This window comes from Sphingobium sp. B12D2B, from assembly GCF_025961775.1.
GTDB lineage: Bacteria > Pseudomonadota > Alphaproteobacteria > Sphingomonadales > Sphingomonadaceae > Sphingobium.
Genome location: NZ_JAOQOH010000001.1, coordinates 1,012,564 through 1,034,858, shown reverse-complemented (window position 1 = coordinate 1,034,858; position 22,295 = coordinate 1,012,564). Strand labels below are relative to the sequence as shown.

At 63.6% G+C, this 22,295-nt stretch carries 16 protein-coding genes; 6 read left to right on the top strand and 10 right to left on the bottom strand.

Translation table 11 applies throughout. The annotated features are described in order from the left end of the window. Window positions 1-11: 11 nt before the first annotated feature. The 6 genes from M2335_RS04945 to M2335_RS04920 form a co-directional block, all read right to left on the bottom strand. Entirely contained in the window at window positions 12-1,097 is a 1,086-nt protein-coding gene (locus M2335_RS04945; RefSeq protein ID WP_264593970.1) for a transferrin-binding protein-like solute binding protein, read from the bottom strand. Between the two features lie 185 nt (window positions 1,098-1,282). Next, complete coding sequence (gene ahpF, locus M2335_RS04940) at window positions 1,283-2,866, bottom strand: alkyl hydroperoxide reductase subunit F (protein WP_264593969.1); 1,584 nt, start codon at window positions 2,864-2,866, stop codon at window positions 1,283-1,285. Window positions 2,867-3,048: 182 nt separating this feature from the next. After that, window positions 3,049-3,612 (bottom strand): alkyl hydroperoxide reductase subunit C, encoded by a 564-nt coding sequence (ahpC, locus tag M2335_RS04935; protein WP_181560465.1) that lies wholly within the window; start codon window positions 3,610-3,612, stop codon window positions 3,049-3,051. A gap of 253 nt (window positions 3,613-3,865) precedes the next feature. Continuing rightward, the gene (locus tag M2335_RS04930) at window positions 3,866-4,876 is read right to left on the bottom strand and encodes an alpha/beta hydrolase (protein ID WP_264593968.1); all 1,011 of its coding nucleotides are present in this window, start codon (window positions 4,874-4,876) and stop codon (window positions 3,866-3,868) included. 121 nt (window positions 4,877-4,997) lie between these two features. Further along, on the bottom strand, window positions 4,998-7,139 hold the full coding sequence (locus M2335_RS04925; RefSeq protein WP_264573474.1) for a PQQ-dependent dehydrogenase, methanol/ethanol family: 2,142 nt from the start codon (window positions 7,137-7,139) through the stop codon (window positions 4,998-5,000). A 114-nt stretch (window positions 7,140-7,253) separates the two neighbouring features. Continuing rightward, window positions 7,254-10,394 carry a TonB-dependent receptor domain-containing protein gene (locus tag M2335_RS04920; RefSeq protein ID WP_319801189.1) on the bottom strand — a complete coding sequence of 1,047 codons (3,141 nt, stop codon included), beginning with the start codon at window positions 10,392-10,394 and terminating at the stop codon, window positions 7,254-7,256. Window positions 10,395-10,864: 470 nt separating this feature from the next. Between M2335_RS04920 and M2335_RS04910 the strand changes: the two genes are divergently transcribed. From M2335_RS04910 to M2335_RS04900, 3 genes are all read left to right on the top strand, one after another. Beyond that, window positions 10,865-11,338 (top strand): Fur family transcriptional regulator, encoded by a 474-nt coding sequence (locus tag M2335_RS04910; protein WP_264571155.1) that lies wholly within the window; start codon window positions 10,865-10,867, stop codon window positions 11,336-11,338. 132 nt (window positions 11,339-11,470) lie between these two features. Next, a complete protein-coding gene (gene dxs / locus M2335_RS04905) occupies window positions 11,471-13,399 on the top strand; it encodes a 1-deoxy-D-xylulose-5-phosphate synthase (RefSeq protein WP_264593967.1) in 1,929 nt (642 codons plus the stop codon). Then, window positions 13,396-14,202, top strand: coding sequence for a DUF72 domain-containing protein (locus M2335_RS04900; RefSeq protein ID WP_264593966.1), 807 nt, complete (start codon window positions 13,396-13,398; stop codon window positions 14,200-14,202). The genes dxs and M2335_RS04900 overlap by 4 nt, the downstream gene beginning before the upstream one ends. Before the next feature lie 9 nt (window positions 14,203-14,211). Here the strand turns inward: M2335_RS04900 and M2335_RS04895 are convergent, their stop codons facing one another. The 4 genes from M2335_RS04895 to ileS form a co-directional block, all read right to left on the bottom strand. Further along, window positions 14,212-14,685, bottom strand: coding sequence for a pyridoxamine 5'-phosphate oxidase family protein (locus M2335_RS04895; RefSeq protein ID WP_181560471.1), 474 nt, complete (start codon window positions 14,683-14,685; stop codon window positions 14,212-14,214). A 99-nt stretch (window positions 14,686-14,784) separates the two neighbouring features. Then, window positions 14,785-15,201, bottom strand: coding sequence for a DUF3035 domain-containing protein (locus tag M2335_RS04890; protein ID WP_181560472.1), 417 nt, complete (start codon window positions 15,199-15,201; stop codon window positions 14,785-14,787). 1 nt (window position 15,202) lies between these two features. Next, the gene (gene lspA / locus M2335_RS04885) at window positions 15,203-15,721 is read right to left on the bottom strand and encodes a signal peptidase II (RefSeq protein WP_264571159.1); all 519 of its coding nucleotides are present in this window, start codon (window positions 15,719-15,721) and stop codon (window positions 15,203-15,205) included. After that, window positions 15,718-18,744 carry an isoleucine--tRNA ligase gene (gene ileS / locus M2335_RS04880; protein WP_264593965.1) on the bottom strand — a complete coding sequence of 1,009 codons (3,027 nt, stop codon included), beginning with the start codon at window positions 18,742-18,744 and terminating at the stop codon, window positions 15,718-15,720. Before ileS ends, lspA begins: the two co-directional genes overlap by 4 nt. A 286-nt stretch (window positions 18,745-19,030) precedes the next feature. Here ileS and M2335_RS04875 point away from each other — a divergent pair, with 286 nt between their 5' ends. The 3 genes from M2335_RS04875 to M2335_RS04865 all read left to right on the top strand — a co-directional run bounded on the left by M2335_RS04875 (window position 19,031) and on the right by M2335_RS04865 (window position 22,290). Next, window positions 19,031-19,219, top strand: coding sequence for a Thivi_2564 family membrane protein (locus M2335_RS04875; RefSeq protein WP_181560474.1), 189 nt, complete (start codon window positions 19,031-19,033; stop codon window positions 19,217-19,219). Between the two features lie 78 nt (window positions 19,220-19,297). Next, a complete protein-coding gene (locus M2335_RS04870) occupies window positions 19,298-19,630 on the top strand; it encodes an entericidin EcnAB (RefSeq protein WP_181560475.1) in 333 nt (110 codons plus the stop codon). A gap of 215 nt (window positions 19,631-19,845) precedes the next feature. Then, window positions 19,846-22,290: a TonB-dependent receptor gene (locus tag M2335_RS04865; protein WP_264593964.1), complete on the top strand. Its 2,445-nt coding sequence runs from the start codon at window positions 19,846-19,848 to the stop codon at window positions 22,288-22,290. The last annotated feature ends 5 nt before the right edge of the window (window positions 22,291-22,295 follow it).

The following is a 22,295-nucleotide window of genomic DNA, read 5'->3' as shown; positions in this document are numbered from 1 at the left end:
CGCCCCTCGGGTTACTGCTTGATTCCGGCGATCGTGCCGAGCGCCGTGTTCGTGCCGTCGGAGAGCGACCAGATCGCGCCGATCTCATCGGCTGCCGGCCCGTAGAAGCTGCCGCCGATCGTGCCGACCGCGCCGCTCTGCAAGGATGCCGCACCGCTCGGTGCGCTGGTCACCGCTGTGGTGCCCGAGAAGTCATTGCCGGAGAGCGAAGCGGTGAACGAGGCGTCGTTCCATGCCGCCTGCTGCCAGCTGCCATTCTTTTCATAGCCAACCTGCATGTTGGACGTGGTGCCGGTCAGGCTGTTGGCGGCAAAGTTCACGCTGATCGCGGCATTGCCTTCCAGCTCGCCGACATTGCGGGCACTGCCATCGACAAAGCTGACATAGCCCTCCACCTCGCCGGCATAGGTGGCGGTGCCGCTTGTCGGCATGCCGGCGCTCGGCGTTTCGTACCCGCCGATCAGCGGCGCATAAGTTCCAAGCTGGCCGTTCTGTCCAAAGACCGCCCATTCGCCGAAGCGCAGATAGCTCAGATCGCCATTATCCAGCTCGCCATCGAGCACGACCTCCAGCTTGCGACCGTTGGAGAGGTTGGCCGAGTAGCAATCGTCGCAATCCTCGACGAGGGCCACATTGGTGATCCCGGCCGCGGGGACATTGACGGTGAACTTCAAGCCCGATGAGTCCCGGCTGATCGTGACGCCATTGGCGTTGGCAGTCGCCGCGGCGGTGGGATTCCCCTGTGCGTCGAAATTCACCGCAAGCTGGCTGAGCGGAAAGCTGATCGTTCCCGACGTCTGGGTATCGAACGAGGCGCCATTGGTGGCCTGCACGGCCGGCGTCGCGTTGGTGCCCGGCCCTGCAACGATGTTGGCGATCGGCCCCGCAGCGGGCGTGGGAGTCGGCGTGGGCGTCGGGGTCGGGGTCGGCGTGGGTGTCGGTGATGGCGTGGGTGTCGGCGCAGGCGTGGGCGTGGGGGCAGGCGTGGGCGTCGGGGTCGAGTTCACGCCTTCGTCTCCGCAGGCAGACAGGGTGAGTGACAGCGCCGCTGCCGAAACGAGCAGCAAGGCCCTGGAATAAGTCCGTGAAATTATCATGATGCACCCCCTGGCAAAGACATGGACCGGCGGAGGCATAGTCCGTCCGCCGCTACAATCCGCGCCTGCCAGAAGGTCGGGAGCCCGGCATCTCCCAAACGGGATATGCGCGCGCGCATCCGCAAGAAAGGGGCGCCCGGCCCGTGCCGAACGCCCCTCTCAAATCTTCAACCGATAAGCTGCGCTCAGGCCGCCTTCGCCTGCTCCTCCGCCGGCGCGAGGCGGATCAGATAATCGAAGGCAGAAAGTGCGGCGGTCGAGCCCTGCCCCATCGCGATCACGATCTGCTTGTAGGGCACGGTGGTGCAATCGCCCGCCGCGAAAATGCCCTGCTGCGAGGTGTGCGCCCGCGCATCGATCTCGATCTCACCGCGATTGCTCAGCGCCACCGCATCGGTGAGGAATTCGGTGTTGGGCACCAGACCGATCTGGACGAAAATGCCTTCCAGTTCGACCAGATGCGATTCATCGCTGTTGCGGTCGCGATAGGTCAGGCCCACCACCTTTTCGCCATCGCCATGCACCTGCGTTGTCAGGGCGGAGGTCACCACCGTCACATTCGGCAGGCTGTGCAGCTTGCGCTGGAGCACGGCATCGGCGCGCAACTGGCTGTCGAACTCGACCAGCGTGACATGCTTGACGATGCCGGCGAGGTCGATCGCGGCCTCGACACCGCTGTTGCCGCCGCCGATCACCGCCACGCGCTTGCCCTTGAACAGCGGGCCATCGCAGTGCGGGCAATAGGCCACGCCCTTGTTGCGATACTCATCCTCGCCGGGCACGTTCATCGTGCGCCAGCGGGCACCGGTGGCGAGGATCACCGCCTTGGCCTTGAGGGTCGCGCCGCTCTCCAGCTGCACTTCGGCGAGGCCGCCCGGCGCCTTGGCCGGCACCAGCTTGCTGGCTTTCTGGAGGTTCATGATGTCGACATCATAATCCTTCACATGCTGCTCCAGCGCGGCAGCCAGCTTCGGCCCCTCGGTGTGCGGCACGGAGATGAAGTTCTCGATGCCCATGGTATCCAGCACCTGCCCGCCGAACCGCTCGGCAACCACGCCCGTGCGGATGCCCTTGCGCGCGGCATAGATGGCCGCGGCGGCACCGGCCGGCCCGCCACCGACCACGAGCACGTCGAACGGCTCCTTGGCGGCGATCTTCTCGGCCGCGCGGGCCACGGCACCCGTATCCAGCTTGGCGAGGATTTGCTCGATATCCATGCGTCCGGAGGCGAACGGCTCGCCATTCAGATAGACGCTGGGAACCGCCATCACCTTGCGCTCATCGACTTCCGCCTTGAACAGCGCGCCATCAATGGAGACGTTGCGGATGCGCGGGTTGAGCACGCTCATCAGGTTGAGCGCCTGCACCACGTCCGGGCAGTTCTGGCAGGAGAGCGAGAAATAGGTCTCGAACTGATAGTCGCCCTCCAGCGCCCTGACCTGCTCGATGACGTCATCGCTCACCTTGGGCGGGTGCCCGCCGACCTGCAGCAGGGCCAGCACCAGCGAGGTGAACTCGTGCCCGAGCGGAATGCCGGCGAAACGCACGCCGATATCCGTGCCGACCCGGCGAATGAGGAAGCTGGGCTTGCGCGCATCGCCTTCATCGGCCGCAATGGTCACAAGATCGCTCAACCCGGCAATGTCTTCCAGGAGGCCCCGCAGCTCCGACGCCTTGGCGCTGTCGTCCAGCGACGGCACCAGCTCGATCGGCTGCTTGATGTTGGCCATATAGGCCTGCAACTGGCTCTTGATGGCGGCGTCGAGCATGAGAGGGCTCCTTTCGAGATAGAGCCCCTCCCCTTCATGGGAGGGGTTGGTCGAGATAGAGCCCCTCCCCTTCAGGGGAGGGGTTGGGGTGGGGCTGGAGGCCGCGACTTGTCGCTGCGCGAGCGATGCTGCGCATCGCCCCCACCCCTTGCCCCTCCCCTGAAGGGGAGGGGTTGTTAGGATTAGATCTTGCCGACGAGGTCGAGCGAAGGTGCGAGGGTCTTCTCGCCTTCTTCCCACTTGGCGGGGCAGACTTCGCCGGGGTGGCTCGCCCAATATTGCAGCGCCTTGATCTTGCGGAGCAGTTCGGCAGCGTTGCGGCCGACGCCTTCCGGCGTGATCTCGACCAGCTGGATCGTGCCTTCGGGGTCCACGACGAAGGTGCCACGGTCAGCAAGGCCGACGCCTTCGCGCAGGATCTCGAAATTGTTCGAGATGCTGTGGTTCTGGTCGCCCAGCATGTAGTAGCTGATCTTGCCGATGGCCGGCGACGTGTCGTGCCAGGCCTTGTGGCAGAAGTGCGTGTCGGTGGAGACCGAATAGACTTCCACGCCCATGCCCTGGAGCGTCGGGTAGATGTCTGCCAGATCCTCAAGCTCGGTCGGGCAAACGAAGGTGAAGTCAGCCGGGTAGAAGAAGAAGACGGCCCACTTGCCCTTCACGTCCGCCTCAGTCACGTCGACGAACTTGCCTTCCTTGAAGGCCGTGGCGGAAAACGGCTTGATCGGGGTGTTTACGAGACTCATGTCTGCTCCTCTTGGTGAATTGACGCCTTGCACATAGGCATCATTGTTGTTCAGGCAAAATTGATTAATCTCAACGCAAAGATCGATTTTGTCGATCTCTGCGCTGTCAATTGCGCGCCTGTCACACAGTTAGGGAGAAAACATGTCGGCTAAAGGAAAGGCGCGACCATCCAACGCACATCGCGCCCTGCCGGTCTCGAACCGGGCAGGGCGTCATGTGGCCAGAGCGGTGCCGCGCTCGCCTTTCGCGAAATCAATCCTTGGCGAGATGCTCGGCAAAGAAGGGCAGGACGAAAGCCCGGAAGCGCTCGCGCACGCGATTGCCATGGTCGCCCTCATAGACGGTATAGCTATGCGCAACCCCCATCCGGTCAAGCAGCTTGGCCATATCGCCATTATCCTTGATGAGGGTGTCCGTGTCCCCCACGTCAATCGCGATGGCCTTGAGGCTCTTGAGCGCCGGCAGATATTGCGGGGCCATGGCAAGCGGCGCATTGGCCGCCCATTGCGCGATGATCTGAGGCTGGACGACGCCCTTTTGCGTGCCAAGGTCGAGATAGAAGGGCGCCTTGTCCGGCGCGGGCGACCAGGCCGAGGCCGCCGCGAAATCGGCCCGCACGCCAAAGTCGCCCTTGAGCGCTTCATCCATGCTCATCGCTTCGAGGCGCTGGCTGCGCTCTGCATCCACCGGGCGGGCGGAGAGGCAGCAGGCGCTCATCGCGTAGATGCTCGAAAACACGCCGGGATATTTCATGGCAATGCGTAGCGTCCCGTAGCCGCCCATTGAGTGGCCGCTCAGGCCGCGCGACTCTTGCTTGGCGAGCGTGCGATAGTGCTTGTCGACATAGGCAACGAGATCCTGCGCAATGAAACGCTCGAAATTGCCAGTGGTCGGGGAGCTCGAGTACATCGAGCCGCCATGGCGCGAGTTGGAATCCGGCACGACCAGAATCGCCTGGCGGTTCTTGGCCTCGGCGGCGTTCAGCGCGTCGGCAAAGCCGATATATTTGTCATAGCCCTCGGCCGATCCCATGAAGCCGTGCAGGAAATAGACAACCGGATAGCGCTTGGCGCTCGTCGCATAATCCTCCGGAAGGAAGACGATCACGTCGCGGTCGGCGCTGTTTCCTTCCAGATTGCCCTCCACCGCCTGCGAGTGGACCTTGATATGCTCTACCTTCACCTCGGCGCGGCTGGCCGTCAGTGGGAGAAGCATCAGGGACGCCGCCATCAGGCAGCGGGCAAACAGGGATTTGGGCGGCATCACTCTCTCCTCAACGCGCGACCCGCCCTTGCGGGCAGATCGTTAGACCATAGCGTTAGCAGGAGTTGCACGACCGCCGCCGACCGCGCAACTGCCTATGCTGCTGCGCGGTCGAGTTTGATCAGCGTGCCTTGGCTTTCTCTTCGGCAAGCAGCGCCTTTGCCTGCTGGTTGAGATAAGCGCGGATGGCCTCGGCTTCCTCGGGCTTGAGATAGGCCGCGAAGCTCGCCATGCCATTCTGCGCCAGCGCGCCGCCGATCACGACCTGCTGCCACAGATCCTTGTCGGCAATCAGCGGTGAGCGCCGCAGGTTCGGGTTGACCGGACCGCCATGGCAGATCTGGCAGAACTGGAAGAAGCCCTTCTGGCCGGTCGCGATCTGCGCCGCCGTGAAGGTCTCGTTGCTCGGCGTCGGCTCGGGCTGCGGGATCGGCGTGTAGGGCGGCAGCTTGCCACTGCCCTTGATCTTGAACGCCAGCACGAGGCCATTGGGCATCTTGTTCTTCATGAACGGCGTGCCGCTCGCCATGCCCATCGAGCCGCCATAGCCGGCCATGACGGCAATATATTGCTCGCCATTGACGCGATAGGTGATCGGCCCGGCCAGCACGCCGCGATGGGTCTGGAAGGACCACAGCTTCTTGCCATTGTCCGCGCTGAACGCCTCAAAGTCGCCATGCGGCGTGCCCTGGAAGACGAGGTTGCCGGCGGTCGCCAGCGTGCCGCCATTCCACGGCCAGTCGCGCTCGACTTCCCAGCGCGGCTTCTGCGTCACCGGGTCATAAGCGACCAGCTTACCCTTCACCATGGATTCGAGGGCCTTGCGGCGCCCTTCCACGGTATCGGGCAGACCCGGCATCGCCGGCGGATCGAGGAAGGACACTGCCGTATTCCAGCGCCCCTCATGGATCACGAACGGATCGGCATCGCCATAGACGAGCGGATGCTCCATGGCCGGAATGTAGACCAGCCCGGTCTTGGGCGAATAGCTCATCGGCATCCAGGCATGGGCGCCGATGCCCGAGGGGATGACCAGCGCCGGCCCATTGTCATAGCGCACGCCGGGCTTCTCGATCGGCCGGCCGGTCTTGAGGTCGATGCCCTCAGCCCAGTTCTGCCGCGCATAGGGCTTGGCGGAGATCAGCTTGCCGTTCGTCCGGTCGATCACATAGAAAAACGCGTTCTTCGGCGCCTGCATCAGCACCTTGCGGTCGCGCCCGTCGATCTTCAGGTCCGCGAGCATGATCTGCTGGGTCGCGGTGTAATCCCAGGTTTCGCCGGGATTGATCTGATAGTGCCACTTATAGGCGCCGGTATCCGGGTCGAGCGCGAGAATGGAGGAGAGGAACAGATTGTCCCCCTTGCCGGCGCTGCGCCATTTGTGGTTCCAGGGCGAGCCATTGCCGACGCCGATGAGAAGCTGGTTCAGCTCCTGATCGTAGACCACGCTGTCCCACACGGTGCCGCCGCCGCCGAGCTTCCAGTAATTCTCGCCATACCAGGTCGGCCGGGCCAGCTTCTCCAGGATCGCGTCGGAGGCAGCGCCATCCGGTCCGTCCTTCGGATTGCCGGGCACCGTATAGAAGCGCCAGACGAGCTTGCCGGTATTGGTATCGTAGGCCGAGACATAGCCGCGCACGCCCAGTTCCGCGCCGCTATTGCCGATGATCACCTTGTCGCGCACCACGCGCGGGGCCATGGTGATGGTGTAGGGCTTCTTCTGGTCGACCGTGATGGTCTCCCAGACCTTCTGGCCGGTCTTGGCGTCGATGGCGATCAGCCGGCCGTCGATGGTGCCGACGAAGACGCGGCCCTTCCACACGGCGACGCCGCGATTGACGACGTCGCAACAGGCGTGCGCGGCCTTGGAGCCTTCATTCTCCGGGTCGAACTGCCAGAGCTGCTTGCCGGTCGCGGCATCGATGGCGACGACCTTGGACCAGGCGGTGGACGTGTACATCACGCCATCGACCACGATGGGCGTGCCCTCCTGCCCGCGCGCGGTATCGAGTTCCAGCGCCCAGGCGAGACTCAGCTCGCCGATATTGCCGTCATTAATCTGGGTGAGCCGCGAATAGCGCTGCTCATCATAGGTGCGGCCATAGGTCAGCCAGTTGTCGTCATCCTTGCCAGCCGCCTCAAGCCGCGCCTGATCGATGGCGGCGGGGCCGAGCGACGTTTCGCTCCCCTCGACGCCGCTGCACGCCGCCAGAAGCATCGTCAGCACCGCAATCGGCACAGGCCGGATCGACCGCAACACCATAATCCACTCTCCTCTTCGCCCGACCCGCTCCGGCCCCGGCTTTGTCCTGAAACAAAGATAAGAGGGGAATGCCCGGCAGGCAGTCCCCTCTTTCCCCCTTTTAGTCCGTCATCCTCAGAATTTGAACGACGCGCCGAGGTAGAAGCGGCGGCCATTCATATCATAGAAGTAGGCGTTGAACGGGCTGGCACCCACGCCATTTCCAAGCGCTGCGCCCGTGTTGTATTCGAGCAGCGGCGGCGCCTTGTCGAACAGATTGTCCACACCCCAGCGCAGCGTCGCGTCCCGCGTCACGGCGAACGAACCGTTCAGGTTGAACAGATCGTAAGCGGGCGCCCCGACAAAAGTGGTGGCGTTGTTGGAGGTGTAGGTGATCGACTTCGCGGCAGGCAGGTGCTGCCACTGTACCCCAACCGTGACAGGCCCGACCGCATAGCTGAACGAGTTCAGCATCTTCCAACGGAAGGAACCGGGATTGAGGCCGTTTTCGGCAATCGCCGCGCTGCCTGCCGGGCCCAGCGTGCCTGCATATTCAACCAATTGTCCGGCCGCACCAGCCGATGCCGGCAACGGCGCCGATTTCAGCGAGAGCAGATAGTTGAATACGGAGTTGATGCTGAACGTGCCTGGCCCCACCGGAACCGACCAGTCGAGTTGGACGTCGATGCCCGAGGTGCGGAAACGTCCGTTGTTCAGGTAGGTGACCTGCACATTGCCCAACGCACCATCGCCGGCCACGCGCCCGATAGCCTGGCAGGCTGCCGTCGCCGCAGCGGCTGTCGGATTGTTGGCGATCGCCGGATTGAAGACCGGATCGAAGCATTGGCGCTGCGCAGTGTCGAGGGTGAGCGGACCAATCGCGTCGTCGACCTTGATGTTATAGTAATCGACCGTCAGCCGCAGACGACGCAGCAACTCGCTGGTCGCAGTGGACCGCAGCACGGCGCCGAGAGTCCAGGTCTTGGCCTTTTCCGGCTGCACAGACGGGTTGCCGACGAGGGTCGGGAACGCAAAGGCCGGGCCCTGGGCATTGTAGAAAGCCGGGTCCGAGTAGAAAGTGTTAGCCGTCCCCGCAATCGTCTGATCCATCAGGATTCGGCAGACTGCCTGCACATTCGCTGCATTCGAATTCTTCGCAGTATTGGCCGACCATGCTAGGCCGTTATTGAGGCGGCAGACATCGCCGCCACCGGCAGCCGTGAAGGTCTGCTGCGGTGCCAGGAACAATTCGGCGACGTTCGGGGCGCGAACGGCCTTGTTGAAGCCACCACGAATCGTGAGGAAGTCGGTGACTTCCCAATCGGCCATCGCCTTCCACGTGAAGGCATTGCCCGTCGTGTTGTAGTGCGAGTTACGCGCACCCACGGTCACGTCCAGCTTGCGGATCAGTGGCAGATCGGAAAGCACCGGGACGAGCAACTCGCCGTAGAACTCGTCCACGCGGATGAGCCCCTGCGAGTTGCCGCTCGGGTAGATGCCGATCGCCTGATCCTGGAAGGACGTGCCCTGGGAGGTCAGCGTGTCATTCTGGAACTCATAGCGATTCTGACGATGGCTCGCGCCGACCGCCGCACGAACCTGACCGGCTGGCAGGTTGAACAGCCCGCCCTGAGCATTCGCTTCAAACACGCTCTGTTGCATGACCGCGCGGTTCTTGAGATCGGCCCGGATCGCGTCGATACAATCTTGCGAAACCTGCGCATTGGGATCGAACGGATTGAAGCCGCTCGTGCAGGTGGCTGAAGCCGCGCCGAAGCCGCCAAAGGCTGCGTTGCCCTGCGACTTGAAACCGGCGCCCCAGTTCGGTGACTGGATGACAGCGCGGAAGCGGGCGAGCGAGGCCGTCCCCGTGATCAGGGCGTTGGTTTCGGATTCACCTTGGGACGCATAGGCCTCCCAGGTCCAGTCCGTACCGGGGACCTTGCCTTCCAGGCCAGCCACCAGATTGTAGGTAAAGACGTCAGTACGCGCTTCACGATTGGCGTAGTTCAGATAGTAGGTGAGCTGCCACGGCGCCGTGGGGTTCCCGCGAGAAGCCAGCACCTGTGCCAACTCCGTTGGGATTGCTCGCCCATCCACCGGGATCAGCGCGGACCACCCATTCACCGAAGGCGAAGGCTGCTGGACCGTGTGAGTCTGAACGCGCGTGAACGTGCCTTGGGCGAAGGCGCCGATCCAGTCGTTGATTTCGTAATTGCCGCGTGCGTAGAGGTTATAGCGGTTGAGCGGCAGAACCAGCAGTTCGTCCTGGAAGTTCTGGCCGAGCGAGCCATCTCCCTGACGCTTCCATTTGAGACCCGTCAGATCGCCTTTGAAGCGCGACGCGCCGCCAGTGGGGCTTTGGAAGAAGCCGGTGAAGGCCGTGCCGTCGTCATTGAAATAAAGCCGGCTTCCGGCCGCCACATTCGGGACTGTTTGTCCTTGAGTGTTGACGGTGGTTCCGAACCAACTGTTGAGCAGTGCCTGATTGGGGTTGTTGCCGCCAATCGGCTGATAACCCGAAAAGTCCGGGAAGAACTCAGTGCCGGTGAACCGGGGGTCCTGCCAGGCGTTACGGAACCACGGTCGGTCGCGGCGCAGGGCGCTCTCGCGATCGTTCATGGACAGGCCAATGGTGATGTTGCCGCGCCCATCGTCGAAGTTCGCGCCCATGATCCCGCTGATCGAGAATTCACGGCCGTCGCCCCGCTGGGAGATGCCCATCTGGGTATCGAACTGAAGACCCTGGAAGTTCTTCTTGAGGATGAAGTTGACGACGCCGCCAACGGCGTCGGCACCATAGGTCGCCGAAGCACCGCCGGTGATGATCTCGACCCGCTCAATAGCCGCTGCTGGAATCGTATTGATGTCCACCACGCCCAAAGCGTTGGCCGGCGTGGCACGACGGCCATCGACCAGGACGAGGTTGCGGTTGGTGCCCAAGTTACGGAGAGAAACGGTTGCCGCACCCGGCGTGCTGGTTGCCGTCGGCTGAATATCGCTGGCAATTGCCGGCGTCTGCACAGGCGTAAACGCGGGAAGTTTGTTCAGGTTGGTCTCAAGCGCGGCGGTCGAGCTGTTCTGGAGCAGTTCCTGCCCCGCTGTGACGATCGGGCTGCTGGCTTCATAGTCGCGTCGAACGATGCGCGAGCCGGTGACCACGATGGATTGCTCGTCAGCGCCATCGGTCTGCTGCGCGATCGCGCCCGATGGCATGGACAGAACCGTCAGTGCCGTCGTGCACGCCAATGCCGCGCGCACGCAAAACGAGTCCATTTTTACAGACATAGTTTCCTCTCCCTTTTCTCAGCCGCCTCCCGACGACTGCACTCCCGCCCACTTTCCGGAGCCCGATTCTGGATCGTCAGGTCGCTGACACAGCCTTGTCGGCACACTCTCGTAGTAAGCTAACTAATAGGCTAGGCGACGATCCGGGACAAACTCAAGCGGATAATATCATCGATAACGCAATCGATGGGAGTGTTGCCAATTAGGCACAATTCTCAGAATTCCTATTTCTGCTTTAAAACCAGTGCTTTGCAGATATTTCCAGTCCAAAAATCGCCGATAAACAAGGAGATGATGCCGGCCAATAAGTGGATGAAGTCAATTTTCGCAAAAACGCTTTCGACAATGCTGCCGGATTTCATGCAAATTCCGGACTGCGATCCGACGTAGCCTCCGTCGCGCGCCGCACGCGTTCGCCAAGGCTTGTGGCGTCGGCCAGCAGAGCTTAGATTGTGAGCATGGCCACCGCTGACCATCATATTCACAACCATGCCGAGCCGACGGGCATCAAGCTCTCGGCTGCGGCCCGCGCCACGCTCGAAGCCAAGGGCGAGCAGTGGACGGACATGCGCAGCGACATTTTCGATGTGCTCGCGGCCGAGGAAAAGCCGGCCTCTGCCTATGATATCGCAGACAAGGTCTCGCAGAAGCGGGGGAAGCGCGTCGCGCCCAACAGCATCTATCGCATTCTCGACCTGTTCGTGGCGACCAACCTCGCCCAGCGGGTGGAAAGCGCCAATGCCTATATCGCCAACGCCCATCCCGGCTGCCTGCACGACTGCATCTTCCTGGTCTGCAAGGCCTGCGGCGAGGCCACGCATATCGACAATGACAGGCTGACCAGCGAAGTCCGCCGCATTGCCGGAGAAGATGGGTTCGCAACCGAACGTCCCGTCATCGAAGTGCTGGGCACCTGCGCCAAATGCGCCTGACCTGAGGCGCTCATAGGCACTGCGACATAGCGCCCTGCCCCTTAGACCAGTTGCCGCAATATGCGATGAGCGTATCATCACAGGTTGGATGACCGTTCGACAATGGCCGGTTAACGCACTAGATAAGAGCCGATGATGGACCAGCCCGAGACGCCCCTGCTCGATCAGGTGCGCACCCCCGCCGATCTTCGCAAGCTCGCCCCCGAACAACTGCGGCAGTTGGCCGATGAGTTGCGTGCAGAAACGATTTCCGCTGTCGGCACGACCGGCGGGCATCTGGGCTCCGGCCTAGGTGTCGTCGAGCTGACGACCGCCATCCATTATGTGTTCAATACGCCCGACGACAAGTTGGTCTGGGATGTCGGGCATCAATGCTATCCGCACAAGATCCTGACCGACCGGCGCGACCGTATTCGGACGCTGCGCCAGGGCGGTGGCCTGTCCGGCTTCACCAAGCGCGCCGAGAGCGAATATGATCCGTTCGGGGCGGCGCACAGCTCCACCTCGATCAGCGCCGCGCTCGGCTTTGCCATCGCCAACAAGCTGAGCGGCCAGCCCGGCAAGGGCATTGCCGTCATCGGGGATGGCGCCATGTCGGCCGGCATGGCCTATGAGGCGATGAACAATGCGCGCGAGGCCGGAAACCGGCTCGTCGTCATCCTCAACGATAATGACATGTCGATCGCACCGCCGGTGGGCGGGCTCTCGGCCTATCTGGCGCGGATCGTCTCCAGCCGCGAGTTCCTCTCGGTGCGCGAGGCGCTGCGCAAGCTGGCACGCAAGCTGCCCCGCCCGCTCCATCAGGCCGCCCGCAAGACGGACGAGTTCGCCCGGGGCATGGCCATGGGCGGCACGCTCTTCGAGGAGCTGGGCTTCTATTATGTCGGCCCCATCGATGGGCACAATCTCGACCAGCTGATCCCCGTGCTGGAGAATGTGCGCGACATGGCCGATGGGCCGGTGCTCGTCCATGTCGTCACGCAAAAGGGCAAGGGCTACGGCCCTGCCGAGGCGGCCGCGGACAAATATCACGGCGTCCAGAAGTTCAATGTCGTCACCGGTGAGCAGGCCAAAGCCCCCGCCGGCCCGCCGAGCTACACCAATGTCTTTGCTCAGGCACTGATGGCCGAGGCCGAGCGCGACGAAAAAATCATCGCGATCACCGCTGCCATGCCCTCGGGCACCGGGCTCGACAAGTTCCAGAAGACCTTCCCGAACCGCTGCTTCGACGTCGGCATTGCCGAGCAGCATGCCGTGACCTTTGCCGCCGGCCTCGCCGCGCAGGGGATGCGCCCGTTCGCGGCGATCTACTCCACCTTCCTGCAGCGCGCCTATGATCAGGTGGTGCATGACGTGGCGATCCAGAACCTGCCGGTGCGCTTCGCCATCGACCGCGCCGGGCTGGTCGGTGCGGATGGCAGCACTCATGCCGGCAGCTTCGACATCACCTATCTCGCCACTCTTCCCAACATGGTGGTGATGGCCGCTGCCGACGAGGCCGAACTGGTCCACATGGTCCACACCGCCGCCTGCCATGACAGCAGCCCCATCGCGCTGCGTTACCCGCGCGGCAATGGCATCGGCATCCCCCTTCCCGCCAAGCCGGAGCGGCTGGAGATCGGCAAGGGCCGCATCGTGCGCGAAGGCAAGCGCGTCGCCATCCTCTCGCTCGGCACGCGGCTGGAGGAAGCGCTCAAGGCCGCCGATGCGCTGGACGCACGCGGCCTCTCCACCACCGTGGCCGACTTGCGCTTTGCCAAGCCGCTGGATGAAGCGCTGATCCGCAAGCTGCTCACCACCCATGATGTGGCGGTGACGGTCGAGGAAGGCAGCATCGGCGGCTTCGGCGCGCATGTGCTGACTCTCGCAAGCGACGAGGGCCTCATCGACGCCGGCCTCAAGCTGCGTACCCTGCGCCTGCCGGACGTGTTCCAGGATCAGGACAAGCCGGAAAAGCAGTATGACGACGCCCGGCTGAATGCGCCGCATATCGTCGAGACGGTGCTGACGGCGCTGCGCCATAACAGCACCGGCATCGAGGAGACCGGAGCGCGGGCGTGACGGCCGGCGCTATCCGCACCGGGATCGGCGGCTGGACCTATGAGCCGTGGCGCGGCACCTTCTACCCGGGCGATCTGCCGAAGACGAAGGAACTGGATTACGCCGTCAATCATCTCGCGACGATCGAGATCAACGGCACCTTCTACCGCACCCAGTCGCCGGCGACCTTCGCCAAATGGCGCGACGCGGCGCCGGACGGGTTCGTCTATGCGGTCAAGGCGCTGCAATATTGCGTGGCGAAGAAGAAGCTCGCCGAGGCCGGCGAATCGATTGGCAAATTCCTGAACTCGGGCCTGTCCGAGCTGGGCGACAAGCTCGGGCCGATCCTCTGGCAGTTCCGCCCGACGCGTCAGTTCGATGCCGACGACATGGCCGCCTTTTTCGCCATGCTGCCGAATAAGATCGATGGCGTTCGCACCCGGCACGCCGTCGAGGTGCGTCATCAAAGCTTTGCCTGTCCCGAGTTCGTCGCCCTCGCCCGGCAACATGGCGTCGCCATCGTGATTGCGGACCATGACGAGCACCCGCAGGTCGCCGATCTGACCGCCGATTTTGTCTATGCCCGCCTGATGAAGAGTGATGAACAGGTCGAGACCGGCTACGCAGCCGCCGATCTCGATCAATGGGCTGCGATCGCCCAATCATGGGCGGCCGGACAGGCGCCAGAAGCGCTGAACTATGTCACGCCAGACAAAGCGCCCGCGCAGCCACGCGATGTCTTCGCCTACTTCATTTCCGGTGCAAAAGAGCGCAATCCCGCAGCGGCCATGGCGCTCGCCGAGCGCCTGACCGCGCGGGATTGATCCGACGGATCAGACCGGCATCTGCGCGTGATCGCCGGCTTCTTGCGGATCGATGCGGCTGCCGGTCAGCAGCTTGAGGCGGCCCTTGATGCCAAGATCGGCCGTCCAGATTTCGATGTCGCCAAGGTCCATGCGCAGCACCAGCAGCTTGGGGTCATCGCGGCCGTCGAACCACGCTTCGACCGGATTGCTCCAGAAGCGATCGATCAGTCCCTCGTCGGTTTCCTCGACAAGCTCACCTGAAACGCAGGCGAACACATCATGCCCCTTGGACATGAACTGCGCCATGGCCGGCCCGCCGGACGCAAGGCGATTGTCACGCTCGGTAAAGAACCAGACGGCGCCGCCATAAGCCGGGCCGAGATCCTTATCCAGGCAGGCATGCATAGGCAGCGCATGCTCGTCGCTGCCGTTGCGGCGGACCATCAGCACCGGGCTGGCGGCCAGCGCCTTCCAGAAATCATCCTTGATATCGTGAGACATGAGTGACTCTCCTTTCCTCCGCTCAACGAGCCGCTGAGGGGAAAGGTTGCAGCGCTGCCCTTCGGGGCGCCGCCGTCACTCATGCTGATAAGCTGCGCCTTATTGCGCGGACGCAACCACGCGCGCGAACTGGCCGTCACCCTCGGGCGCGGCAATGATGTCCTGCGTCACACGGCCCTTTTCGAGCACTTCCGTCTTGGGGTCGCCAACGACCGAGCGGATGCCGACCTCGGCCAGCGAGCGGCCGGCTTCGCGCAGCGCGGAGGTCTCCGCGCCGCTGCGCGCAGCGGTGCCGCCGAACATCGCCTCGAGCGCCTGCTGGTTGAGATTCTGCTGGCTGGCCGCCGTGCCGGGCGCCGGGGGCGAGAGCGAGAAGTCCGGCGGAATGACCAGCGGAGGCTGGCGGGAGACAGCCATTTCGTCCGGCCGGTCACGGTTGAACAGGCTCGTGCCTCCGCAGGCGGACAGCAGGGTCAGGCCGGCGAGCACAACCGGAAGACGATAAGACAGACGCATGTTAACGGGACTCCTTCGCTGCGGTCTTTTCGCGCAGCAGCAGCGCGCGTGCAAGCAGGATGACGACGCCGATACTGATTGCGGCATCGGCAAGGTTGAAAATGAGGAACGGCCGCCATTCGCCAATGTGGAAATCGGCATAGTCGATGACGTAGCCCAGGCGCACCCGGTCGATGATGTTGCCGATGGCGCCGCCCAGCACCAGGCCGAGCGCCAGCGCATCGTCGCGCTCCTTCTCGCGCCAGATCCACCAGAGCACGAAGGCGGAGACAGCCATGGTCATGGCGACCAGCGCCCAGCGCATCACATCCGTCTCGGCGTGGAAAAAGCCCATCGAAATGCCGCGATTCTCGGCATAGGTCAGCTTGAAGAACGGAATCAGCTCGATGCCGACAAGGCCGCGCTCGTGCAGTTCCAGCACCTGCGTGACGAAATATTTGACGAGCTGGTCAAGCGCCGTGACGCCGAGCGCAAGCGCCACCGCCGCCTTGCGCCAGGCCCCGGCAAGCGCCGCGCTCATGCGAGCACCTCCGCGCAGCGCCCGCACAGGTCGCCATCCGCGTCCACCTCGGGCAGATGGCGCCAGCAGCGGCCGCATTTGTGCTTGTCCGTGGCGGTGATCGCCGGGGCGGCCAGATCGGCATCCTGCGTCACGCTGGCCACGATGCACATCTCCGCAAAATCCACGTCCTCGGGCACATCGGCCATCCGCACATCCGCCGCGAGGCTGGAGCGAACGACCTTCTCGCGCCGCAGAGGCTCAATGGCTTCGTTCACCTGATCGCGCGATGAACGGATTGCCGCCCAGCGCACGCCGAGCGAGGGATCGCGCCAGAGCCGATCCACCTCGGGCCATTCGAGCAGATGCACGGAGCCATCCTCGCTTGGATAGCGAGCCTGCCAGACTTCCTCGGCCGTGAAGGGGATGATCGGCGCGGCATAGCGCACCAGCGCGTGGAAGAGATGGTCCAGCACGGTGCGATAAGCGCGGCGCTTGTCCGTCTCCGCGCCCGTCGCCGGGTTCACATCGCAATAGAGGCAATCCTTGCGGATATCGAAGAAGAAGGCCGACAGGTCATTGTTGGCGAAGTCGTTGAGCGCGCGGGTATAGCGGCCGAACTCCAGCCAGATGTCCCGCTCCTCGCCCTTGTCGACCACCGCGCGCAGCTCCACGTCCAGCTCGGCGAGGCGATGGAGCATATAGCGCTCCAGCTCCGGCATGGCAGAGGTCGCCACCCGATCCGCCGCCTCGAAGCCGGCGAGAGCGCCCAGCAGATAGCGGAAGGTGTTGCGCAGCTTGCGATAGGCATCCGAGGCGCCGGCCAGCACTTCCTTGCCGATGCGCACATCATCGAAATAGTCGGTGGAGGCCGCCCACATGCGCAAGATGTCGGCGCCGCTCTCGTCCATCACCTTGAGCGGATCGACCGTGTTGCCCAGGCTCTTGGACATCTTGCGGCCCTGCCCGTCCAGCGCGAAGCCGTGGGTGAGCACCGCGCCATAAGGCGCATGACCGCGCGTACCGCAGCTTTCCAGCAGCGAGGACTGGAACCAGCCGCGATGCTGGTCCGATCCTTCGAGATACAGGTCGGCGCGGGCACCCTCGCCATAGCGCGCCTCGACCACGAAGGCGTGAGTCGAGCCGCTGTCGAACCACACGTCGAGAATGTCGTTGACGACCTCATAGTCCGCCAGCGCATAGTCCGGGCCGAGCAGCGCCTGATGATCCGCGCCGAACCATGCATCCGCCCCGCCCTGCTTGAACGCCTCGACAATGCGGGCATTGACGGCGGGATCGTTGAGATACTGGCCGGTCTGGCGGTTCACATAGAGCGCAATGGGCACGCCCCAGGCGCGCTGGCGCGAGATCACCCAGTCCGGGCGGTCGCTCACCATGGCGTGGATGCGGTTGCGTGAGCGGGCCGGCACCCAGCGCGTCGCCTCGATGGCATCGAGCGCCACTTCGCGCAGCGTCGGGCCGTTGCTGAGCGGCGCAGCGGCGTTGACGCCCAGCGCGATGCCCGCACCGATGCCAGCGAGCGGCGCGATCTCGACGTCGGACGTTGTGCTCGCCTTGTCCATCGGAATGAACCACTGCGGCGTGCAGCGATAGATGATCCGCGCCTTGGAGCGCCAGCTATGCGGATAGCTATGCTGGAAATCACCGGCGGACAGCAGCGCCCCGGCCTCACGCAGATCGGTCAGGATCGGGCCATCGGGACCGTTGAACTTCGTATTGATGACACTGCCCTGCCCACCGAGCCACGCCCAGTCGTCACGGTAGCGGCCATCATCGGTGACGGCGAACACGGGATCGATGCCGACCGCCTTACAGGCGATGAAGTCCTCCTCGCCATGATCGGGCGCCATGTGGACGAGGCCGGTGCCGGCATCGGTGGTAACATGATCGGCCGCGATGAACGGGCGGGGACGGTCGAAGAAACCGATCTTGCCACTTCCAGCATCCCCGTCACCCCGGACTTGATCCGGGGTCCAGCTGCCTTCGGCGCCGGTTGAAGATGAAGCGGGATCCCCGCTTTCGCGGGGATGACGAAGGAGATTGGCCATCGGGTGGCGCGCGATGGCACCAGCGAGTTGCGAGCCTTTGCCGCTCCAGACAATATCGTGGGAGGTCAAGCCGATCCGTGTCGCGACCTGCTCGATCAAAAGCGTCGCAACAAGAAGATGGGAAACACCGCCCCAATGTGATCCGCGCGCAGGATCGACCCGGTTTATGTGGAGCATCGAGTACTCAATGTCCTCCCCATAAGCGATTGCCTGGTTCACAGGGATCGTCCACGGGGTCGTCGTCCAGATCACCGCATAGGCGCCGACCAGCTCCGGCGCATTCGGCGCCTCGACAATCTCGAATGCCAGATCGATCTGCGTCGAGGTGACATCCTCATATTCCACCTCGGCCTCGGCCAGCGCGGTCTTTTCGACCGGAGACCACATCACCGGCTTGGCGCCGCGATAGAGCTGGCCGCTCTCCGCGAACTTCAAAAGCTCGCCGACAATCGCTGCCTCGGCCTCGAACTTCATAGTGAGATAGGGGTCTTCCCAATCGCCCATGATGCCGAGGCGCTTGAACTGCTCCTTCTGGACGCCCACCCACTTGTCCGCATAAGCGCGGCACTGGGCGCGGAATTCCTGCGGGGGAACCTCGTCCTTGTTCAGCTTCTTCTTGCGATATTCCTCCTCGATCTTCCACTCGATGGGGAGACCGTGGCAATCCCAGCCGGGCACATAGGGCGCATCCTTGCCGAGCATGCTCTGGCTGCGCACGATGATGTCCTTCAACACCTTGTTCATCGCATGGCCCATGTGAATGTCGCCATTCGCATAAGGCGGGCCATCATGGAGGATGAAGCGGGTGCGGCCCTTCCGCTCCGCGCGCAGCTTACCGTAGAGATCCTGCGCCTGCCAGCGCGCGAGAATACCCGGCTCCTTCTGGGCGAGACCGGCCTTCATCGGGAAGTCGGTCTGCGGCAGGAAGACGGTGCTCTTGAAGTCTTCGCTCTTCTGGCTTGGCTGGTCGGTCATGGGCTTCCGGCAATCGCTATGGCGTCCGCATCGGGCGAGGCGCGGCGTCCGCCCCTGGCTGCCCTGCGCAGACGAACAGGAAATCAGCGCCCGCCCCTACGCGAGGGCGCGCGCTGGCGCAAGCGACGGGCAGCTCCACTGGCGCCGGCAAGGGCACATCGCGCCGCCCCCCGTGGAACTACACGCCGGGCCGGACGTTCCTTTGAGCAGCATCTTCGATGCGCGCGCGGGACACAGCCTGGGAGATCGCTGTCGTCCAGCCGTTTAAAAAGACCGGGAGGGTTGCATGTCGCTTCTCAACATCATCATCATCTTGATCGTCGTCGGCGTGTTGCTGTGGCTCATCAACACGTACATTCCGATGGACGGCAAGATCAAAAGCATCCTCAACATCGTCGTGGTGATCGCGGTGGTGCTCTGGCTGCTGCAGGCCTTTGGCGTGCTCGGCTCGCTCGGCGGCGTCCACGTCAACTAGCGGGCGTCGATCAGCCCTATCAAATCCCCATTTCAGCGGCGCGCAAGTCCGCCGCGCAGCAATCGAACGAGGTTATCCATGAAACTTCCCGCCACTCTCGCCAGCCTGGCCCTCATCTCGCTGCCCATCGCAGCCTGCAGTGAGAAGGCGCAGCAGGAAACCAGCGAAGCGGCCGACGCCGTCGGCAACGATGTCGAGCATGCCGGTGACCATGCCGCGCAGGAATCCCGCGAGGCGAGCCGCGAGGCCGGCGCCGCCGCCGACCGCATCGGCGACGACATCCAGCAGGGCGCGCGCGAAGCCGGCGCTGCGGCGGATCGCGTAGGCGACGACATCAGCCGTGGTGCCGATGCCGCAGCCGACCGCACGGGCGCTGCGCTGGAAAACACCGGACGCGCAATTCGCGACTGAATCTGAGGGGTAGCGCCGCCCGGCGCTGCTCCCCGCACGTCACAGAAGGGCGGCTCGGTTTACGGGCCGCCCTTTTTGCGTCTGGGCAGCACAGCCCACATTCTCATGCTTTATCAAGATGATCGACGCGCTCTTAGAAGATCGCTTGTCACGCGATCCATAATTCCGTACATCAGGAATTAACGGTCACTGAGAGCCGTCTTGGGAGAGTGAACATGAGAGCTTTGTTGTTGTGCACCGTCGCGTGCGCCGCCTTCATCCCCGCCGCCGTCGCCGCACAGGGCGCCGCGGTTTCGCCGGCCGATACGACCAATGATGGCGGCCTGGTCGACATCATCGTCACCGCCCAGCGCGTGGAAGAGAACAGCCAGCGCACCCCCCTCGCCGTCGATGTGATTCGCCCCGAGGAGCTGACCCGCCAGAATGTTGTGCGCGCGGAAGATCTCTCCCGCATCTCCCCGTCCCTCTCCGCATCCGGCGGTGGCGGGCCGACGACGGTGTTCTTCGTGCGCGGCGTGGGCAACTCCACCGTCAATGCCTATTCGGACCCGGCGATCTCGTTCAACTATGACGGCGTATACATCGGCCGCCCCACCTCGACCTCGGGCGTGTTCTACGATCTGCAGCGCGTCGAAGTGCTCAAGGGACCGCAGGGCACGCTCTATGGGCGTAACGCCACGGCGGGCGCCATCAACGTTATCCCCAACCGTCCGAAGCTGGGCGAGACATCCGGCAGCGCGACCCTGGGTTATGGCAATTACAACTGGTTCACCGGCCAGGCGGCGCTGAACGTGCCGCTCGGCGAAACCGTCGCGCTGCGCGCCGCCGGCACGTTCTCGCACCGCGATGCCTTCCAGACCGATGGCACCGGCAACCAGCGCGAGCATGGCGGGCGCCTGCAGATTTATGCCGAGCCGACGCCGGACCTCACGCTTCGTGTCGCTGCCGATTATGCCCACCAGGGCGGCGCGAGCAGCAGCGGCTATTATCTGGGCGCCGTCAACCCGACCTTCGGCCCGAACGGCCCCTCGGGCTACCAGTTCGTGCCCAGCAACTTCTCGACCCAGCAGGGCCTGCTCGATCCAGCCTCCAACGCCTATCTGGCGCCGCGCTTCTTCACGCAGGTCGGCCGGGCGGGCGCGGTCGTGGATGGCGTGCCATTCAACGACAACGATTATTGGGGCATCACCGCCGAGTTGAACTACACCACGCCCGCCGGCACACTGACGATCCAGCCCGCCTATCGTGAGGCGGACCTCGAATATGCCTTCAACGGCGTGTTCCGTCAGGGCTACACCAAGGAGAAGGACAAGCAGACCAGCGTCGAAGCCCGCTGGACCGGCGACTTTGGCCCCTCGGTGGATTATCTTATCGGCGCGATGTACTTCGACGAGGAAATCGCAGCAGTCGCCCGCTACAACCAGCAGAGCCTCTCGCCCTACCAGAACTTCCGGACGAAAACGGAAAGCTGGGCCGGCTTCGGCAAGCTCACCGTGCGCCCTGTCGAACAGCTGAGCCTGACGGCCGGCGCGCGTTACACCTCGGACAAGAAGCGGTTCGACGGCACCTCGAATGTCTACATCCTGTTCTGCGGCAATCCCGCGCCGCCGCAGGATATCTGCCCCACCCTGCCGTTCATCCCTCTGGCGGAGACGGAAGCCGATTTGCAGGCCTTCTATGGCCAGCGCGGTATCCCGATCACGCCGGTCCCGCTCTTCGCCCTGCCGCCGATCGCGGGCGGATCACAGACCGCACCTTTTGTCCTGCGCTCGCAAATCCCGATCAATTCCGGCCTGACGAACAACAAGTTCACCTATCGCCTGGCCGCGCAATATGATTTCTCGCCGCGCAACATGGTCTATGCCAGCTTCGAGACGGGCTATCACGCCGGCGGCTTCAACTTCGCACGCGGCCTTGAAACCTATCGGCCGGAAACGATCGACGCCTACACCATCGGCACCAAGAATCGGTTCCTCGACAACCGCCTGCAGGTAAACCTCGAGGGCTTCCTGTGGAAGTACAAGGACCAGCAGTTCAGCCAGTTCGGCTATGATCTCGGCACGCCGCCCTCGACCGTGTTCCTGACGCGCAACATCGGCAACAGCACGATCAAGGGGCTGGATCTCGACGTGGAGTTCATGGCCACGCCGAACACCCTGCTCTCGGCGAATGTGCAGTATCTGGACACGAAATATGACAGCTTCGTCTACTTCGCGCCGAATCAGGGCCTGCCGGCCAACACCACCTGCGCCTCCACACCGCAGCAGCAGGTGACGCCGGGCGGCACAATCAACGTGTTCCGTATCGATTGCTCGGGGAACCAAGCATTCAACTCGCCCAAATGGTCGTTCAATCTCGACGCGCAGCAGACCATTCCGCTCGGCACCTACAAGGCTGTGCTGCAGGGCGGCACGCGCTATCGTGGATCGAGCTATTCCACGGCGGACTATCTGCCCTATCTCCGGTCGGAAGCGGCGTTCGTGAGCTATGCGTCGCTGACGCTCGCAACGGAGGATGACCGGTTCTTCGTCACGGCGTACATCAACAATATCGAGAACAATCAGCGCCTCATTACCGGCAACATCACATCGGCCTCGCTGGTCACGGCCAGCGCAGAACAGCCCCGGACCTACGGTCTGCGTATCGGCGGCAAGTTCTGAGCGAG

Bases quoted from the DNA above. Each gene is read 5' to 3' on its own strand.
- M2335_RS04945 (WP_264593970.1), bottom strand. From the start codon at position 1,097: ATGATAATTTCACGGACTTATTCCAGGGCCTTGCTGCTCGTTTCGGCA.
- ahpF (WP_264593969.1), bottom strand. From the start codon at position 2,866: ATGCTCGACGCCGCCATCAAGAGCCAGTTGCAGGCCTATATGGCCAAC.
- ahpC (WP_181560465.1), bottom strand. From the start codon at position 3,612: ATGAGTCTCGTAAACACCCCGATCAAGCCGTTTTCCGCCACGGCCTTC.
- M2335_RS04930 (WP_264593968.1), bottom strand. From the start codon at position 4,876: ATGCCGCCCAAATCCCTGTTTGCCCGCTGCCTGATGGCGGCGTCCCTG.
- M2335_RS04925 (WP_264573474.1), bottom strand. From the start codon at position 7,139: ATGGTGTTGCGGTCGATCCGGCCTGTGCCGATTGCGGTGCTGACGATG.
- M2335_RS04920 (WP_319801189.1), bottom strand. From the start codon at position 10,394: ATGGACTCGTTTTGCGTGCGCGCGGCATTGGCGTGCACGACGGCACTG.
- M2335_RS04910 (WP_264571155.1), top strand. From the start codon at position 10,865: ATGGCCACCGCTGACCATCATATTCACAACCATGCCGAGCCGACGGGC.
- dxs (WP_264593967.1), top strand. From the start codon at position 11,471: ATGATGGACCAGCCCGAGACGCCCCTGCTCGATCAGGTGCGCACCCCC.
- M2335_RS04895 (WP_181560471.1), bottom strand. From the start codon at position 14,685: ATGTCTCACGATATCAAGGATGATTTCTGGAAGGCGCTGGCCGCCAGC.
- M2335_RS04890 (WP_181560472.1), bottom strand. From the start codon at position 15,201: ATGCGTCTGTCTTATCGTCTTCCGGTTGTGCTCGCCGGCCTGACCCTG.
- lspA (WP_264571159.1), bottom strand. From the start codon at position 15,721: ATGAGCGCGGCGCTTGCCGGGGCCTGGCGCAAGGCGGCGGTGGCGCTT.
- ileS (WP_264593965.1), bottom strand. From the start codon at position 18,744: ATGACCGACCAGCCAAGCCAGAAGAGCGAAGACTTCAAGAGCACCGTC.
- M2335_RS04875 (WP_181560474.1), top strand. From the start codon at position 19,031: ATGTCGCTTCTCAACATCATCATCATCTTGATCGTCGTCGGCGTGTTG.
- M2335_RS04870 (WP_181560475.1), top strand. From the start codon at position 19,298: ATGAAACTTCCCGCCACTCTCGCCAGCCTGGCCCTCATCTCGCTGCCC.
- M2335_RS04865 (WP_264593964.1), top strand. From the start codon at position 19,846: ATGAGAGCTTTGTTGTTGTGCACCGTCGCGTGCGCCGCCTTCATCCCC.